Origin of the sequence: Streptomyces sp. NPDC050211 (genome assembly GCF_040656035.1) — a bacterium.
GTDB lineage: Bacteria > Actinomycetota > Actinomycetes > Streptomycetales > Streptomycetaceae > Streptomyces.
Genome location: NZ_JBFALC010000025.1, coordinates 56,733 through 73,414, shown reverse-complemented (window position 1 = coordinate 73,414; position 16,682 = coordinate 56,733). Strand labels below are relative to the sequence as shown.

Genomic DNA, 16,682 nt, shown 5'->3' with positions numbered 1-16,682 from the left:
GGCTGAGGGGCGGCCGTGAGCCCAGCGCTCCGCGGGACGTGCGGTTCGCCTGCGGGCCGGTGGGGGCTGGTCGCGCAGTTCCCCGCGCCCCTGCGGGGCGCTAGTTCGGCTTACGCTCGGCCCATGCAGCCACCGGGGAGACTGCTCGGCTCCGGCCGTGACGCCGACGTGTACGAGATCGACGGGGCGTGGGTCCTGCGCCGCAGCCGGCAGGGATGGGGGGACGCGGCGGCCGAGGGCGCCGTGATGGAGCATGTGCGGGCGTACGGCTACCCGGTCCCGCAAGTGCGGCTGTCCGACTCCTCACGAACCGACCTGGTGATGGAACGCCTGTCGGGCCCGACGATGCTGGAGGCGCTTGTCGCCGGTTCGCTGGGTCCGCAGGAGGGCGGTGCCATACTCGCCCGCCTCCTCCGCGACCTGCACACCATCCCCGCCCGCCGCTCCGGGACGGCCCGCATCCTCCACCTCGACCTGCACCCCGAGAACGTCATCCTCACCGCCGACGGCCCCCGAGTGATCGACTGGACCAACACGGAGGAGGGCGAACCGGCCCTGGACTGGGCCATCTCGTCAATGATCCTCGCCCAGGTAGCCGTCACCGACACCCCCCTCACCGCCCCCGCCACCACCCTCCTCACAAACCTCCTCACCGACCCCTCCCACCTCACGCAGAACGCGCTGACAGAGGCCCGACGACGGCGCGCGGCCAACCCGACGATGAGCCGGAGAGAGGTCGAACTCCTCGGCGACGCGGAGGAGTTGATCCGGTCGCTCATGCCCTAGGCGTCGGCCCGGCGAAGGCGAGGAAGAGGGTCCGGGACGTCAGTAGCCAGGTGCCCTCGGCGGACCTGCGGAAGGCGTCTTCATAGTGGCCGACCTGGACCGGGGGACCCACCGGTGCCATGCCGCCCTTGTGGCCGTCGATGCGGTGGGTGGTGAAGTACGAGATTGCGGTCGCCGTGTCCGGGGAGGCCACCGTCACCAGGACGTTGGTCATCATGCGGCGCGACAGCCGGTCGGCGGGGCGGGACCCGAAGTACTCCCGCAGCGCGTCCCGCCCTTCGATCAGCCGCTCGCCCTCCGGCCACTCCCACCTGCCGTCCTCGGTGAACAGGTCGGCGACGGACGACGGTTCACCGAGGTCGAGGCGGTGGACGAAGTCGATGATCAGGCGTTCACAGGCGCGCTCGGCGGCCAGAAGGTCATCCATGGTCATCGACTGAATCTACGCACGCCGGCAGATCACACGGCCACGTACGCCACCGGATCCGTCCCCGTCACCGCCTCCGCCCTCCCCAGCTTCACCAGGCGGCGCAGATGGGCCTCTGCCTCCGAGACGGCGATGTTCCTGGAGCCGTAGGGGATTTGGTCCCAGGGGCGGTTCCATTCCATGCGGACGGCGAGTTGCCAGGGGGTGAGGGGTTCGGCGAGGAGGGTGAGGAGGCTGGTGAGGCGGGACTCGTGGTGGGTGAGCAACTCCCGTACGCGGGCAGGGGCGTCGGTGAAAGTGTGCTGGTGGGCGGGGAGGACCTCGGCGGGGGCCAGGCGGCCTACGCGTTCGAGGGAGTCGAGGTAGTCGCCGAGGGGGTCGGTGACGGTGGCGTCGTCGGGGTCCTCGTACAGGCCGATGTGCGGGGTGATCTCGGGGAGCAGGTGGTCGCCGGAGAACAGGCGGCCGTGGCCCGGGAGTTGGGAGGGGTGCTCTTCCTCCAGGTGCAGGCAGACGTGGCCCGGTGTGTGCCCCGGCGTCCAGATCGCGCGCAGGCGGCGGCCGGGGAGGTCGAGGAGTTCGCCGGGGACGATCTCGCGGTCGGGCAGGGCGGGGGAGAGGCCGGGGACGCCGGAGCGGAGGCGGGGGGTGCGGAGGGGTGCGATGTGTTCCTCGGGGGCGCCGACCGCGGTGAGTTTGCCGGTCATGTACGACGCCCAGCGCCCGGGACCGGTCGAGCGGGCCCGTCGTACGAGTGCCGTGTCCGCCTCGTGCATCGCGATCCAGGCGCCGGACACATCACGGACCTTGGCGGACAGGCCGTGATGGTCGGGATGGTGATGGGTGATGACCACGCCGTGAATGCCGGCGGGTGAAGTCCCGCATGCCGCGAGCCCGTCGGCGAGGGTGTCCCACGACGTCGGGTCGTCCCAGCCGGTGTCGATCAGGACCGGTCCGCGGTCGGTGTCGACGACGTACACGAGCGTGTGCCCGAGGGGGTTGTCGGGGATGGGGACCTGGATCGACCGCACGCCACCGCCGTGATCGGACACCTGCGCCATGAGCTCCCCCATCGCCGTCTCCCGGCCACTATAACTAGAACGAGTTCCGAAGGTAGCCCGAGTCATCCGTCCCGGTGGTGTGAGATCCGTGGACTCCTCGGAATGGAACTGGTATCAGTTTCGTATCTGATGAACCGTCAGAAGCGTTGGAGTCAGCTCGCGGGAGGCGTCGGCCATGACCGAGCTCGTGGAACACGGACAACTGTTCATCGGCGGGGAGTTGACCGATCCCCTGGGCAAGGACGTCATCGAGGTGATCTCGCCGCATACGGAAGAGGTCATCGGACGCGTCCCGCACGCGTCGCAGGCGGACGTCGACCGGGCCGTCGCCGCCGCGCGCACCGCCTTCGACGAAGGGCCCTGGCCGCGGATGTCGCTGGACGAGCGGATCGCGGTGGTCGCCCGGATCAAGGACGCGATCGCCGTACGGCACGAGGAGATCGCCCGCGTGATCTCCTCCGAGAACGGATCGCCGTACTCCTGGAGCGTCCTCGCCCAGGCACTCGGCGCGATGATGGTCTGGGACGCCGCGATCACCGTCGCGCGGGACTATGTGTACGAGGAGACGCGCACCGGTGTGCTCGGCCGCATCCTCGTGCGCCGCGAGCCCGTCGGGGTCGTCGCGGCCGTCGTCCCCTGGAACGTCCCGCAGTTCGTCGCCGCCGCCAAGCTCGCGCCCGCGCTGCTCACCGGCTGCACGGTCGTGCTCAAGCCGTCGCCCGAGTCGCCGCTGGACGCCTACATCCTCGGCGAGATCGCGAAGGAGGCCGGGCTGCCGGAGGGCGTGCTGTCGATCCTGCCGGCCGACCGCGAGGTCAGCGAGTACCTGGTCGGGCACCCCGGCGTCGACAAGGTCGCCTTCACCGGCTCGGTCGCCGCGGGCAAGCGCGTGATGGAGGTGGCCGCCCGCAACCTCACCCGCGTGACGCTGGAGCTGGGCGGCAAGTCGGCGGCGGTCGTGCTGCCGGACGCGGACGTCGAGACGACGGTCGCCGGGATCGTCCCCGCCGCCTGGATGAACAACGGGCAGGCCTGCGTCGCCCAGAGCCGCATCCTGCTGCCGCGCTCCCGCTACGACGAGTTCGCCGAGGCCCTCACCGCCGCCGCGGGCGCGCTGGTGGTCGGCGACCCGCTGGACACCGCCACCCAGGTCGGCCCGCTGGTGGCGAAGCGCCAGCAGCAGCGCAACCTCGACTACATCCGCATCGGCCAGGAGGAGGGCGCCAAGATCCTCACGGGCGGCGGCCGTCCGGCGGGCCTCGAGCGCGGCTGGTACGTCGAGCCGACGCTCTTCGGCGATGTCGACAACTCGATGCGGATAGCGAGGGAGGAGATCTTCGGGCCCGTGATCTGCCTCCTTCCCTACGGCGACGAGGACGAGGCCCTGAAGATCGCGAACGACTCCGACTACGGGCTGTCCGGCAGCGTCTGGACGGCGGACGTCGAGCACGGCATCGAGGTCGCGCGACAGGTCCGTACCGGCACGTACTCGGTGAACACCTTCAGCCTCGACATGCTGGGCCCGTTCGGCGGCTACAAGAACAGCGGGCTGGGCCGGGAGTTCGGGCCGGAGGGCTACGGCGAGTATCTCGAACACAAGATGATCCATCTCCCGGCGGGCTGGGAGGCGTAGCGCCATGGGCGACCGCTGGCAGGTCGAGGTCGACCGCTCCATCTGCATCGGCTCCGCCCAGTGCCTCCACCACGCCCCGGACGGCTTCCGCCTCGACACCGGACGGCAGTCCCACCCCGTCGACCCCGAGACGGACGCCAACGAACAGATCCTGGAGGCGGCGGAGAGCTGCCCGGTGGAGGCGATCATGATCACGCTGCTGGGGAGCGGGGAGCCGGTGTTCCCGCCGGAGGATTAGCGCGGCTGTCGTGGCTGCCGTCGCGCTCGAGGGCTGCGGCGGCGGTCCGGGCCGCTCATCCCGCTACCCGGGGTGAGTCAGGCGCCCGGGGCCCGGTACTCCACGTTCCGTCGGATCGCCTCGTCGATCTCTTCGGGGGAGAGGAGGACGACCGTGCTCGTGCGGACGCCGCCCGCCGCCGACGTGACCAGGCCGATGGCCGCCGCCGAGGTGTTGTCCGGGAGTTCCACCGTGACGTAGACGTCGTCGTCCCCGAAGGCCCAGTACTGCGACTCGAGCCGGCCCCCGAGTCCCTGGACCATGCGCTCGACGACCTGGCGGCGCGCGGCTGCGCCCTCGTTGAGCAGGCCCTTCAGCCCGTCGACGGTCAACCTGACCTTGATGAGGTACTTCGGCATCTGCTGGGCCTTTCAGTCGTGTTCACTCGTGTCTCAGTAATCACCTTCGTTCCATATTCGGAAAATTTCCATTCAGGGGGTTCCGTAGAGGCTTGGGCGTTTTATCCTAGTAGTAGGCCTACGGGACGAGTGAGGGAGTCCAACCGAAGTAGCCGACTCTGGCGGAAGGCGTGAGTCTCCGCCGTTGCCGACGTCGACGGTCGGGCTGAGAGGCCGGAAGGTCGTAGTAGTGGGACGACCGGAAGGCGACCCCCAGTTACCTGATCCGGGTAATGCCGGCGAAGGGAACCCGTCTCGTAGGTCATTCGTGTGCCATTCGTATGCCCGGGACCCGTGCATTTCGCATGTCGGATTCATGACATGTGCGACTGTCCGCCTCGCCGGGCGGCGTGGAACTCTCGAACCCACGCCGCCCCCGAGGAGGGCCGATGGACAGGCGCTACGAGATCTACTGTCTCGCCGACCGGATCTTCTACGAGACACCGGACCGTCTGTCCGCCGTCGGCGCCGCCTCCCTGTTTGAGGCCGCGCTGCGGCCGGTCCCGGAAGGCTGGCGGAGCTTCACCTCCGGTGACTGGCTTCAGCTCGCCCCGGTCGACGAGCACGGCACGCCGTGCCCCGGGCTCCCGGGCCAGGGCTGGAAGATCCACGTCTCGGCCTGCCTCGACAACGCCGAGAAGACCGCCGCCAGACTGTGGGACTACTGCGTACCGCGCGGCATCCCCTTCAAGCTCGTGCCCGGCGCCCAGCCGCTGCTCCTGCGCAACTCCAAGTACGCCAGCCGCGGTGACAGCGGCAAGTTCGCCACCCTCTACCCGGCGGACGAGACCGAACTCCACCGGATTCTCAAGGAGTTGGGCGACCTGCTGTCCGGCGAGCCCGGACCCGCCATCCTCAGCGATCTGCGCTGGAACGAGGGCCCGCTGTACGTGCGCTACGGCGGCTTCACCGAACGCCACTGCGTCGACGAGAACGGCGTCGTCGTCCCCGCCGTCGAGGACCCGGACGGCCGACTGGTCCCCGACCGCCGGGACCCCGCCTTCCGGCCCCCCGCGTGGGTGACGCTCCCGGAGTTCCTGCGCCCGCACCTCGACGCGCGGAACGCCACCACCACCCGCGACCTGCCGTACCGCATCGAACGGGCGCTGCACTTCTCCAACGGGGGCGGGGTCTACGCCGGCACCGATGTGCGGACCGGCGAGCAGGTCGTACTGAAGGAGGCCCGGCCGTACGCGGGACTCACCGTGGACGGAGCGGATGCCGTGACCCGCCTGGAACGGGAGAAGGCGGCCCTGGAGCGGCTCACCGGGCTGGGGGTCGCACCCGGAGTACGGGACTGGTTCACCCTCGGCGACCACCGCTTCCTCGTGATGGACTTCCTGACGGGCGGCACCCTCAACTCCGCGATCGTGCAACGCCATCCGCTGCTCCAGCCCGAACCGGACCCGGACGCCGTCGCCGCGTACACCCGCTGGGCGTTAGCGGTGCACCGCGCCACCGAGACCGCCGTGGCCGCCGTGCACGACCGCGGACTGGTCTTCAACGACCTGCACCCCCTCAACATCATGCTCGCGCCGGACGACCGGACCGTCCGCCTGCTCGACTTCGAGGCCGCCACGCCCGTCGGCGAACACCACGGCCAGACCATCGCCCACCCCGGTTTCGCCGCCCCCGCCGACCGCGCGGGCCACGACGTCGACCACTACGCCCTCGCCTGTCTGCGGCTCGCGCTCTTCCTGCCCATGACGTCCCTGCTCGTCGTCGACCGGCGCAAGGCCGCCCACCTCGCCGAGATCGCGGCCGGTCAATTCCCGGACCTGCCGCGGGAGTTCCTGGACAAGGCGGTCCGGGTCATCACGGGTGAGCGGCAGCCGGGCGTCGCGTCTTGGCTCCGCGCTGATCCGGCGGGCGGGGAGGAAGGCCCTGCGGGTGAGCGGCAGCCGGGCGTCGCGCGCCGGCTTCCCGCTGATGCGGCGGGCCGGGAGGGAGGCGCCGCGGGTGGGCGGAAGTCCGGCCCCGCGCCCTGGCTCCCCGCCGATCCCGCGGACCGGCAGGACTCCCCGCAGGGCGGAGCGCTGGGTGCTCGCCATCGGGCTGCCGACGGTGTGGGGCACCCCAGCGGTGCCCGCGGAGGGGCCGACCTCCAGGACCAGCGGTTCGATGCCGCGCGCTGGCTGCCCGCTGATCCGGCGGACGGGGAGGAAGGCCTCGCGGGTGAGCGGAAGCCCGGCGTAGCGCGCCGACTTCCCGCCGATCCCGCGGGCCGGCCGGAAGGCCCCGCCTCCATGGTGCGGGCGATCCTCCGCTCCGCCACGCCCGGCCGGGACGACCGGCTCCTGCCCGGCGACATCGCCCAGTTCTCCGAGGGCGGCGGGCTCGGCATGGCGTACGGCGCCGCCGGAGTCCTCTACGCCCTCGACGAGACGGGGAACGGGCGCTGGGAGGAGGGCGAGCAATGGCTTCTGGATCACACCGACCCGCCGCCCGACGGGACACCGCCCGGCTTCTACGACGGCCTCGCCGGGGTGGCGTACCTCCTCGACCGCCTCGGACACACCGGCCGTGCCCTCGATCTCATGACCCGCGTCCTCGACGAGCCCTGGCAGCGGCTCGCCCCCGGTCTGCACGGCGGACTCGCGGGCCTCGGGCTCACCCTCGACCAGCTGGCCCGTACGACGGGGGAGCCGGGGCTGCGCGACCACGCGATGACGGCGGCCCGCATCCTCGCGGAACGGGACCACTCGGCGGGCAGACGGGCGGGACTGCTGGACGGCGCGACCGGACCGGCGCTGTTCTTCCTGCGGCTGTACGAGTCCACCGGTGACCGCGGGCTCCTCGACCACGCGGCGTCCGCGCTCCGCGCCGACCTCGCCCGGTGCGTACGGGACGACACCGGCACCCTCGCCGTGGACGAGGGCTTCCGCACCATGCCGTACCTCGGGTCGGGCAGTGTCGGCATCGGCACGGTGATCGAGGACTACCTCGCCCACCGCCCCGACGACGAGGAGTTCGCCCGGGCCCGCACCGACATCGCGCCGGCGGCCCGGTCCCGGTACTACGCGCAGCCCGGCCTCTTCCACGGGCGCGCGGGGATGATCCTGCACCTCGCCCGGACGGGGGCATCACGCGCCGACCTGGACGCGCAGACCGCCGCACTCGGCTGGTACGCCATGCCGTACGAGGGCGAACTCGCCTTCCCCGGCGAGCAGATGATGCGGCTCTCCATGGACCTCGCCACCGGCACCGCGGGCTGCCTGCTCGCCATCACCGCAGCCCGCCCCGGCCGCACCGCGGCGCTCCCCTTCCTTCCGCCGCCGCCCGCTGCGGCGGCGGCCCACGGACCGGCCCGAGAAGGGTCGTGACACACAACCGTCCCCATGGAAAGGACAACCGACATGGCACTGCTCGACCTGCAGACACTCGAAGTCCCCGACGACGACGGCATGGACGGCGGCGGCGCGAACAGCAATCTCAGCGTCACCGGCTGCCCCGGCAAGAGCAGCCTGAGCCTGCTCAGCTGCTGAGGTCGCGGCACCGCCTCCCCGCCGGCCCCGGACGGCTCTTCCCGCCGCCCGGGGCCGGTGCGATGCCGACGAAGGGCCGACGAAAGGCCTAGGAAAGGCCTACGGAAGGTCGAGGCGGGTCAGGAGGGATCACATGTCTCAAGTCCCCGCCGCGTCAGCTGCGGCAGCCGCGTCACGGCGGTTCGTGCGGGACACCGTGCGGCAGGGCGCCGCGCCCGCCGTGACCGTACTGGTGGCCGGTGTGCTGCTGGCCGCCGCCGGACTCGCCCTGCCCGCCGTGACCGGGCGGGCACTCGATCTGCTGCTGGCCGGACGGCACGGTGAGGCGGGCAGGTGGGTGGCGCTGTGCGCCGTCCTCACCGCGGTCGCCGTCCTGGCCGGGGCCGTGGAGGGCATGGTGACCGCCAGTGGCAGCGCGGGAGCGACGGCCCGGATCCGCGGAACGGTGCTGCGGCATCTGCTCGACTCCGGGCCGCGGGCGGGCGAACGGTTCGCGCACGGGGACCTCGTGGCGCGGCTCGTCGGAAACGCCGCCCAGGCCGGGACCGTGCCCGTGGCGCTCGCCGCCGCGCTGGCCGCCGTCGTCACGCCGGTCGGCGGGCTCGTCGCCCTTGCCCTCACCGATGTCGTCACCGCCGGTGTGGTGCTGATCGGGATGCCCCTGCTCGTCCTGGTCGTCAAGGTCTTCGTCCGGACCTTCGGCGACCACACCGACCGCTATCTGCGCGCCCAGGGCGAAATGGCGGGACGCCTCACGGAGGCGCTGCGCGGGGCCCGTACCATCGCCGCGGCCGGTACCCGTGAACGGGACGCGGCCCGTATCCTCGCGCCGCTGCCCGAACTGTCCCGGCAGGGACACCTCGTCTGGCGGATCATGGGCCGCTCCACCGCGCAGGCCTCCCTGCTCCTTCCCCTGCTCGAACTCGCCGTCCTCGTCGTCGCCGGACTCCGGGTCGCGGCCGGAGAACTGAGCGTCGGCGGTCTGCTCGCCGCATGGCGGTACGCCGTCCTGGCCACCGGCGCCGGTGGGATCGTCGAAGAGCTCAGCGGCCTGATCCGTGGTCGCGGCGCGGCGCTACGGCTCGGCGAGGTGCTCGACCAGCCCGTCATGGCGTACGGCACGGTCCGCGAACTTCCGCCGGGCGACGGCACCCTGGAGTTCCGCGACGTCACCCTGCGCCACGCGGGCCGGGAGGTGCTGCGCGGAATCGATCTGCGGCTGCCTGGCGGTACGGCGGTCGCCGTCGTCGGTCGCTCCGGCAGCGGCAAGTCGGCCCTGGCCGCCCTCGCCGGTCGGCTCGCCGACCCCGACACGGGCACCGTCCTCCTCGACGGTGTCCCCCTCCCCGCGCTGACCCGTCGGACACTGCGCTGCGAGACGGGGTACGCCTTCGCGCGGCCGGCCCTGCTCGGCGGCACCGTCGGCGGCACCATCGCCTTCGGTGCGTACGATCCCGGCGAGCGGGCCGTCGCCGACGCGGCCCGCGCCGCCTGCGCCGATGACTACGTGCGCCGGTTGCCCGACGGGTACGGCACGGCCGTCGCCGACGCGCCGCTGTCCGGAGGGGAGGCCCAACGCCTGGGCCTGGCACGGGCGTTCGCGCACGCCGGGCGGCTGCTCGTGCTCGACGACGCCATGTCCAGCCTGGATGCCGTCACCGAACTGAAGGTGTCCCGCGCGCTCCTGCACGGCAGTGGCGCCCGCACCTGCCTGATCGTCGCCCACCGCGCCGCCACGGCCGCCCGCGCGCGGCAGGTCGTGTGGCTGGCGGACGGACGGGTCCGCGCGGTGGGAACGCATACGCAGCTGTGGCAACTCCCCTCCTACCGCGAGGTGTTCGCCGAGGAGGCCGTCGATGCCTGAGACCCTCCGGTCGGTGCTTCCGCAGCTGCGCCGCGCGCCGCGGGCCGTCGTACGGCTGCTGGCCTGGTCGGTCCTGGAGACCGCCCAGACCTTCCTGTTCGGGTACGCGCTCGCCCGTGCGCTCGACGACGGGTTCCTGCGGGGCGAACCCGGCACCGGGGTGCGCTGGCTCGCCGGGGCCGCGCTCGCGGTGGTGCTCGGGGCGTTCGGGACGGCCCGGGTGTACGCGGCGCTGGCCGGAATCGTGGAGCCGATGCGGGACGACCTCGTGTGCCGGATCGTGCACCGGGCGCTGCGGGACCCGGACGGGGCGGCGGTGTCCCGGCTGACCCATCAGGTGGAGATCGCCCGCGACACCCTGGCGGGCCTGCTGCTGGTCTCCCGCACCTTCGTGCTCGCGGCGGTCGCGGCGCTGGCCGGTCTGCTCGCACTGGCCCCCGTCCTGCTGCTGATCGTCGTACCGCCGCTGGTCGCCGGGCTCGCGCTGTTCGCGGCGACGCTGCGGCCGCTGGCCCGGCGGCAGACCGACTTCCTCGTCGCCGACGAAGCCGTCACAGCCGACCTGGACGCCGCGCTGGCGGGGCTGCGGGACATCGCGGCGGTCGGCGCCCAGCCCCGGGTGGCAGCCGACGCCGCCCGCCGTATCGACGCGGAGCTGCGGGCGGCCCGAGCCCTGGCCCGCTGGGGCACCCTCCGGGAACTGGCCGTCGGGATCGCGGGCCGCCTGCCGATCGTCCTGCTGCTGGCGAGCGCCCCCTGGCTGCTCGGCCACGGCGTCACCCCCGGCGCCCTGGTCGCCGCCCTCGCCTACCTAACCCAGTCCCTGCTCCCCGCCCTACAAAGCCTCGTCCTCTCCCTCGGCACCGCCGCCGCCCGCCTCGCCGTCATCCTGAACCGCCTGACCCCCGACGACCCGGAGCCGCCCGAGCCACGGCCACCCCTCGACCGGGGCACGCCGGCCGCCGCGGCATCCCGGCCCGCCGTCTCGTCGCGCGGCCTCACCTCCGCCACCCTTCCGCCTGATCGGGATACGCCCGGCGCCGCGGGGCCCCGGCCCGCTGTCTCGGTGCGCGGCCTCACCTTCGCCACGGAGCCGGCCGAGTCACGGCCTCCCCTCGCCCCCCTTCCGCCCGATCGGGGCACGCCCGGCGCCGCGGCATCCCGACCCGCCGTCTCGTTGCGCGGCCTCACCTTCGCCTACGGGTCCCATGCCGAACCGGTGCTGCGCGGCCTGGATCTCGATCTGGCTTCGGGTGGGCATCTCGCGGTGGCCGGGCCCAGTGGGATCGGGAAATCCACGCTGACCGCGCTGATCGCGGGGGTGCTGGCGCCGGACCGGGGTGAGGTGCGGCTGTCGGGTGTGCCGGTGGGCGGGCGGAGGCCGGAGGCGTCGGCGGCTCTGCGGGTGCTCGTGCCGCAGGAGGCGTACGTGTTCACGGGGACGGTGCGCGAGAACGTCGCCTACCTGTGTCCCGAGCTGCCACCCGATGCCGCCGTCCTGGCCTCGTGCGCCGCCGTCGGGGCGGACGGGCTCGTCGACCGCCTGGGCGGGCCGGACGGGCAGGTGGATCCCGGGTCCCTGTCCGCGGGGGAACGGCAGTTGCTGGCGCTGGCGCGGGCCCATCTCGCCCCGGCGCCCCTCGTCCTGCTCGACGAGGCGACCTGCCATCTCGACCCCGCGGCCGAAGCCCGTGCGGAGCGCGCGTTCGCCGAGCGCGGCCGGGAGCGGACCGGCGGTGCCCTGGTCGTCGTCGCCCACCGCATCAGCTCGGCACGCCGCGCCGACCGTATCCTCGTGATGGACGGCGCGCACACCGACTGCGGTACGCACGAGGAACTGCTCGCACGGTCCGCCCTCTATCGGGATCTCGCGGGGAGCTGGGACGAGGGGGCACACCCGGACGTGGGGTCACACGCGGATACGGCGTCACACCCAGCCCTCTGCCCGGCAGATCCGGATGGCGTCGATCCGGTTGCGGGCCCCGGTCTTGCGGGTGATGGCCGCCATGTAGTTGCGCACGGTCCCGTTGGACAGATGGAGGCTGCTCGCGATCTCCGCGAACGAGGCGCCCGCGGCGGCGAGTGACAGCACGGTCAACTCCCGCTGTGTCAGCGGCATCTGCGCGGCCCTGAGGAAGGTGAGGCCGAGCGAGGTGTCGACGAAACGCTCACCCTTGGCGACGGCCCGGACGGCGGTCACCAACTGCTCCAGCGACCCTTCCTTGTTGACGTAGCCGAGGGCTTGCGCCTCGACCGCCCGGCGCAGCGGCCCCGGTCTGTTCGCGGTGCCGAGCACCAGCAGCCGGCAGGGTCCGGGATCCGGAGGGGGCCGGTCCGGGGCGCCGAGCCGTAGCGGCAGCTCCTCCAGCGGAGGCATGTCGTACGGGTCGGAGCAGTTCAGGTCCGCCACGCACACGTCCGGGGACAAGGACCGCACACGCTTCGGCGCCATGTGCCACGGCGCGTCGAAGACGTCCAGGTCCCATTCCCGCGCCAGCCAGTCCGCGAGCGCCGAGCGTAAGAGACACTCGTCGTGCACCAGAAGTACCCGGATCACGTCCCGCTCCTTCGGTCCCGTGGTTCCGTGTACCGGTCGCTTCGTCCGGTGTGCTGCTCTCCATCCTGGCGGGCGGTTACCCGCGGCGTCGGCGAACATGGGCCCAAATCTGGACATGCAAAAGGAGACGGTCGTCAGGCCGGTTCGGGCGTTTCGGTCGTCAGGTCGATCAGCCTGCACACCGTCTCGATGTCGATCTTCACCTGGGCGATGGACGCCCGGCCCGAGAGCCAGGTGATCAGCGCCGAGTGCCAGGTGTGCTCGATGACGCGGACGGCGGAGAGCTGCTCGGGCGTGGGGTTCTCCAGGCCCATCGCGTCGAGGATGATCACGGTCGTCTGACGGGACACCTGGTCGACCTCGGGCGAGACGCTGCGGTCTGCGAAAGTGAGCGCACGGACCATCGCGTCGGCGAGATGCGGCTCGCGCTGCAGCGCGCGGAACGCCCGCATCAGGGTCTCGGCGACCCGCTCCGCCGCCGTCTCCCCGGCCGGCGGCTTCTTCCGCAGCGTGCCGTGCATGTGCTCCAACTGGTCCTGCATCGTGGCGACCAGCAGATGAATCTTCGACGGGAAGTACCGGTACAGCGTGCCGAGCGCCACCTGCGAGGACTCCGCGACCTCCCGCATCTGCACCGCGTCGAAACCACCCCGGCTCGCCAGCTGCGCGCTCGCGTGCAGGATGCGACGGCGGCGTGCCTCCTGCCGCTCGGTGAGGGGCGGAGAGGCGGGGTGTGAGGTACTGGCGTCCGCAGGCATGGGTCCCGTTCCGTGACAGTCCGTGAGGGCGTGCGATCAGACAGCATGGCAGGCTCGGCGGCGTCGCGCCGTCGTGGCGTGAATCACCTGATCCTCCGCTCACAGCGGCCCTACCTGCCGGTAGATTCAGAGCCTCTTGAACGATCAAGTCTGAAACTTGTTCTAGATTAGCGTCCCGGCGTAATCTCGCGGGACAGTGCGTGGAGAAGGGGGCCCAGAGTGACCGCTGAGGCCAGTCAGGCGGGGTCCGAGGAGGATCCGGCAGCCGACGGCGGGCGACCGCTCCGTATCGCGCTCCTCACCTACAAAGGGAACCCGTTCTGCGGCGGCCAGGGCGTCTACGTACGACACCTCTCCCGCGAACTCGCCCGCCTCGGCCACCGCGTCGAAGTCATCGGCGCCCAGCCGTATCCGGTCCTGGACGAGGGTTACGACGGCCTGAGCCTCACGGAACTCCCCAGCCTCGACCTCTACCGTCACCCGGACCCCTTCCGGAACCCCAAGCCCGGCGAGTACCGCGACTGGATCGACGCGCTCGAGGTCGCGACGATGTGGACCGGCGGCTTCCCCGAACCCCTCACCTTCTCCCTCCGCGCCCGGCGTCATCTCCGCGCCCGGCGCGGCGAGTTCGACGTCGTCCACGACAACCAGACCCTGGGCTACGGCCTGTTGGGCGACGTGGGCGCACCCCTCGTCACCACCATCCACCACCCGATCACCGTGGACCGCCGCCTGGAGCTGGACGCGGCCGAGGGCTGGCAGCAGCGGTGGTCCAAGCGCCGCTGGTACGGCTTCACCCGCATGCAGAAGCGCGTCGCGCGCCGCCTGCCGTCCGTGCTCACCGTCTCCGGTACGTCACGCCAGGAGATCATCGACGATCTCGGCGTCCGCGAGGACCGTATCCACGTCGTCCATATCGGCGCCGACACCGACCTGTTCTCGCCGAATCCCTCGGTACGGCAGGTACCGGGGCGGATCGTGACGACGTCGAGTGCGGACGTTCCGCTGAAGGGCCTGGTGTTCCTGGTCGAGGCGCTGGCGAAGGTCCGTACGGAACACCCCGACGCGCACCTCGTTGTCGTCGGCAAGCGCCCCGCGGAGGGGCCGGTCGCCCAGGCCGTCGAGCGGTACGGCCTCGAAGGCGCCGTCGAGTTCGTCAAGGGCATCTCCGACGCCGAACTCGTCGACCTGATCCGCTCCGCCCAGGTCGCCTGCGTGCCGTCCCTCTACGAGGGCTTCTCCCTCCCCGCCGCCGAGGCGATGGCCACGGGGACGCCGCTGCTCGCCACGACCGGCGGCGCGATCCCGGAGGTCGCCGGACGCGACGGGCAGACGTGCCTCGCGGTCCCGCCGGGCGACCCGGGCGCGCTGGCCTCCGGCCTGAACCGGCTGCTCGGCGACCCGGAGTTGAGAGCACGGCTGGGTCGCGCCGGCCGTGAGCGAGTGCTGAAGCACTTCACCTGGGCGCGGGCCGCCGAGGGCACGGTGTCCCGCTACCGCGAGGCGATGACCGGCTCCGCGCCCGCAGCGATGAGCCAGTCCGGCCAGGTGACCGCTGCCGCAGAAGCTGTTGACGTTGTATCCGATCGCGAAAGCAGGGCCACGTGCTGACCGTCGACTTCTCCCGGTTCCCGCTCGCCCCGGGCGACCGTGTGCTGGACCTCGGCTGCGGTGCCGGCCGGCACGCGTTCGAGTGTTATCGGCGGGGTGCGCAGGTCGTGGCCCTCGACCAGAACGCCGAGGAGATCAGCGAGGTCGCGAAGTGGTTCGCGGCGATGAAGGAGGCGGGGGAGGCACCGGAGGGAGCCACCGCGACCGCCATGGAAGGCGACGCCCTCGCGCTGCCCTTCCCGGACGAGTCCTTCGACGTCGTCATCATCTCCGAGGTGATGGAGCACATCCCGGACGACAAGGGCGTACTCGCGGAGATGGTGCGGGTGTTGAAGCCCGGCGGGCGGATCGCGGTCACCGTCCCCCGCTACGGCCCCGAGAAGGTCTGCTGGGCCCTGTCCGACGCCTACCACGAGGTCGAGGGCGGCCACATCCGCATCTACAAGGCGGACGAACTGGTCGGCAAGATCAAGGAGGCGGGGCTCAAGCCGTACGGCAGTCATCACGCCCACGCCCTCCACAGCCCCTACTGGTGGCTCAAGTGCGCGTTCGGCGTTGACAACGACAAGGCGCTGCCGGTCAAGGCGTACCACAAGCTGCTGGTCTGGGACATCATGAAGAAGCCCCTGGCGACGAGGGTCGCCGAGCAGGCGCTGAACCCGCTGATCGGCAAGAGCTTCGTGGTCTACGCGACCAAGCCCCACCTCCCGCGTCTCGCCGAAGCCGAGGTGGCCGCCAAGTGACCACCCCCCGGACAGAACACCTCGTCCTGCCCGGGGTCCTCACCGCAGAGGAGGCCGCTGCGACCGTCGCCGGCATCCTCGCCGTGCAGCGGGAGGACGGCGCGATCCCGTGGTTCCGGGGGCATCACCTCGACCCGTGGGACCACGTCGAGGCGGCGATGGGCCTGGACGCGGCCGGTGAGCACGAGGCCGCCGAGCGGGCGTACCTGTGGCTGGCGGCCCATCAGAACGAGGACGGTTCGTGGTACGCGGCGTACCACGACGGCGATGCCGGCGCGGTCACCGACCGGGGCCGCGAGACGAACTTCGTCGCCTATGCGGCCGTAGGCGTCTGGCACCACTATCTCGCGACCGGCGACGACACGTTCCTGGACCGCATGTGGCCCGTCGTCTACGCGGCGATCGAGTTCGTGCTGCGCCTCCAGCAGCCGGGCGGGCAGATCGGCTGGAAGCGCGAGGACGACGGCACGGGCGTGAACGACGCGCTGCTGACGGGGAGTTCGTCGATCCATCACGCGCTGCGCTGTGCGCTCGCCATCGCCGAGCAGCGTGAAGAGCCGCAGCCGGACTGGGAGCTGGCGGTCGGCGCGCTGCGGCACGCGATCCGCCGGCACCCCGAGAGGTTCCTCGACAAGGACCGCTACTCGATGGACTGGTACTACCCGGTGCTGGGCGGCGCGTTGACGGACGCGGAGGCCAAGTCCCGGATCGAGGCGGACTGGGACCGCTTCGTCGTGCCCGGCCTCGGGGTGCGCTGCGTCGTCCCCAACCCGTGGGTGACGGGCGGAGAGTCGGCCGAACTCGCCCTGGCGCTCTGGGCGATGGGCGAGTCCGACCACGCGCTGGACATCCTGCAGTCGATCCAGCACCTGCGGGACCCGGAGACCGGCCTCTACTGGACGGGCTACGTATTCGAGGACCGCAAGGTCTGGCCCCGCGAGCTGACCACCTGGACAGCCGGCTCCCTCCTCCTCGCGGTCGCCGCCCTGGGCGGCCACGAGGCCACGTGCGCGGTATTCAGCGGGGACCGCCTGCCGAGGGGCCTGGACCCCGACTGCTGTGGCTGACGCGCCCAAGGGGCG

The 16,682-nt window shown here is 72.0% G+C and carries 14 protein-coding genes, 1 pseudogene and 1 riboswitch; of the genes and pseudogenes, 10 read left to right on the top strand and 5 right to left on the bottom strand.

Going from position 1 to position 16,682, the window contains the following annotated elements:
* The first annotated feature begins 123 nt into the window (after window positions 1-123).
* Window positions 124-786, top strand: a complete 663-nt coding sequence (locus AB0I98_RS24340; RefSeq protein WP_362945038.1) for a phosphotransferase — start codon at window positions 124-126, stop codon at window positions 784-786.
* On the opposite strand, the gene AB0I98_RS24335 is transcribed toward AB0I98_RS24340, so the two are convergent.
* Window positions 776-1,219: a nuclear transport factor 2 family protein gene (locus AB0I98_RS24335; RefSeq protein ID WP_362945036.1), complete on the bottom strand. Its 444-nt coding sequence runs from the start codon at window positions 1,217-1,219 to the stop codon at window positions 776-778. The two genes, AB0I98_RS24340 and AB0I98_RS24335, sit on opposite strands and share 11 nt — an antisense overlap.
* Before the next feature lie 26 nt (window positions 1,220-1,245).
* Window positions 1,246-2,274, bottom strand: a complete 1,029-nt coding sequence (locus AB0I98_RS24330; RefSeq protein ID WP_362945141.1) for an MBL fold metallo-hydrolase — start codon at window positions 2,272-2,274, stop codon at window positions 1,246-1,248.
* A gap of 175 nt (window positions 2,275-2,449) precedes the next feature.
* Here AB0I98_RS24330 and AB0I98_RS24325 point away from each other — a divergent pair, with 175 nt between their 5' ends.
* Window positions 2,450-3,907, top strand: coding sequence for an aldehyde dehydrogenase (locus AB0I98_RS24325; protein ID WP_362945034.1), 1,458 nt, complete (start codon window positions 2,450-2,452; stop codon window positions 3,905-3,907).
* Between the two features lie 4 nt (window positions 3,908-3,911).
* A complete protein-coding gene (locus AB0I98_RS24320) occupies window positions 3,912-4,145 on the top strand; it encodes a ferredoxin (protein ID WP_362945032.1) in 234 nt (77 codons plus the stop codon).
* Window positions 4,146-4,222: 77 nt separating this feature from the next.
* On the opposite strand, the gene AB0I98_RS24315 is transcribed toward AB0I98_RS24320, so the two are convergent.
* Window positions 4,223-4,543, bottom strand: coding sequence for a GYD domain-containing protein (locus AB0I98_RS24315; protein WP_362945030.1), 321 nt, complete (start codon window positions 4,541-4,543; stop codon window positions 4,223-4,225).
* A 121-nt stretch (window positions 4,544-4,664) separates the two neighbouring features.
* A riboswitch (TPP riboswitch) is annotated at window positions 4,665-4,847 on the top strand.
* A gap of 124 nt (window positions 4,848-4,971) precedes the next feature.
* Between AB0I98_RS24315 and lanKC the strand changes: the two genes are divergently transcribed.
* From lanKC to AB0I98_RS24295, 4 genes are all read left to right on the top strand, one after another.
* A complete protein-coding gene (gene lanKC / locus AB0I98_RS24310) occupies window positions 4,972-7,905 on the top strand; it encodes a class III lanthionine synthetase LanKC (RefSeq protein WP_362945028.1) in 2,934 nt (977 codons plus the stop codon).
* Between the two features lie 33 nt (window positions 7,906-7,938).
* Complete coding sequence (locus AB0I98_RS24305) at window positions 7,939-8,067, top strand: SapB/AmfS family lanthipeptide (protein WP_362945026.1); 129 nt, start codon at window positions 7,939-7,941, stop codon at window positions 8,065-8,067.
* Between the two features lie 133 nt (window positions 8,068-8,200).
* Window positions 8,201-9,931, top strand: coding sequence for an ABC transporter ATP-binding protein (locus AB0I98_RS24300; RefSeq protein WP_362945024.1), 1,731 nt, complete (start codon window positions 8,201-8,203; stop codon window positions 9,929-9,931).
* Entirely contained in the window at window positions 9,924-12,017 is a 2,094-nt protein-coding gene (locus AB0I98_RS24295) for an ABC transporter ATP-binding protein (protein ID WP_362945022.1), read from the top strand. The genes AB0I98_RS24300 and AB0I98_RS24295 overlap by 8 nt, the downstream gene beginning before the upstream one ends.
* Here the strand turns inward: AB0I98_RS24295 and AB0I98_RS24290 are convergent.
* A pseudogene (locus AB0I98_RS24290) lies at window positions 11,943-12,308 on the bottom strand (LuxR C-terminal-related transcriptional regulator); the annotation flags it as partial. The gene AB0I98_RS24295 and the pseudogene AB0I98_RS24290 sit on opposite strands and share 75 nt — an antisense overlap.
* 314 nt (window positions 12,309-12,622) lie before the next feature.
* Window positions 12,623-13,246 carry a TetR family transcriptional regulator gene (locus AB0I98_RS24285; RefSeq protein ID WP_362945020.1) on the bottom strand — a complete coding sequence of 208 codons (624 nt, stop codon included), beginning with the start codon at window positions 13,244-13,246 and terminating at the stop codon, window positions 12,623-12,625.
* Window positions 13,247-13,465: 219 nt separating this feature from the next.
* On the opposite strand from AB0I98_RS24285, the gene AB0I98_RS24280 reads away from it, so the two are divergent.
* The 3 genes from AB0I98_RS24280 to AB0I98_RS24270 are packed head-to-tail and all read left to right on the top strand — an operon-like array spanning window position 13,466 to window position 16,667.
* The gene (locus AB0I98_RS24280; protein ID WP_362945018.1) at window positions 13,466-14,857 is read left to right on the top strand and encodes a glycosyltransferase family 4 protein; all 1,392 of its coding nucleotides are present in this window, start codon (window positions 13,466-13,468) and stop codon (window positions 14,855-14,857) included.
* A complete protein-coding gene (locus AB0I98_RS24275; protein WP_328365595.1) occupies window positions 14,851-15,600 on the top strand; it encodes a class I SAM-dependent methyltransferase in 750 nt (249 codons plus the stop codon). The genes AB0I98_RS24280 and AB0I98_RS24275 overlap by 7 nt, the downstream gene beginning before the upstream one ends.
* A complete protein-coding gene (locus tag AB0I98_RS24270) occupies window positions 15,597-16,667 on the top strand; it encodes a prenyltransferase (RefSeq protein WP_362945016.1) in 1,071 nt (356 codons plus the stop codon). The genes AB0I98_RS24275 and AB0I98_RS24270 overlap by 4 nt, the downstream gene beginning before the upstream one ends.
* The last annotated feature ends 15 nt before the right edge of the window (window positions 16,668-16,682 follow it).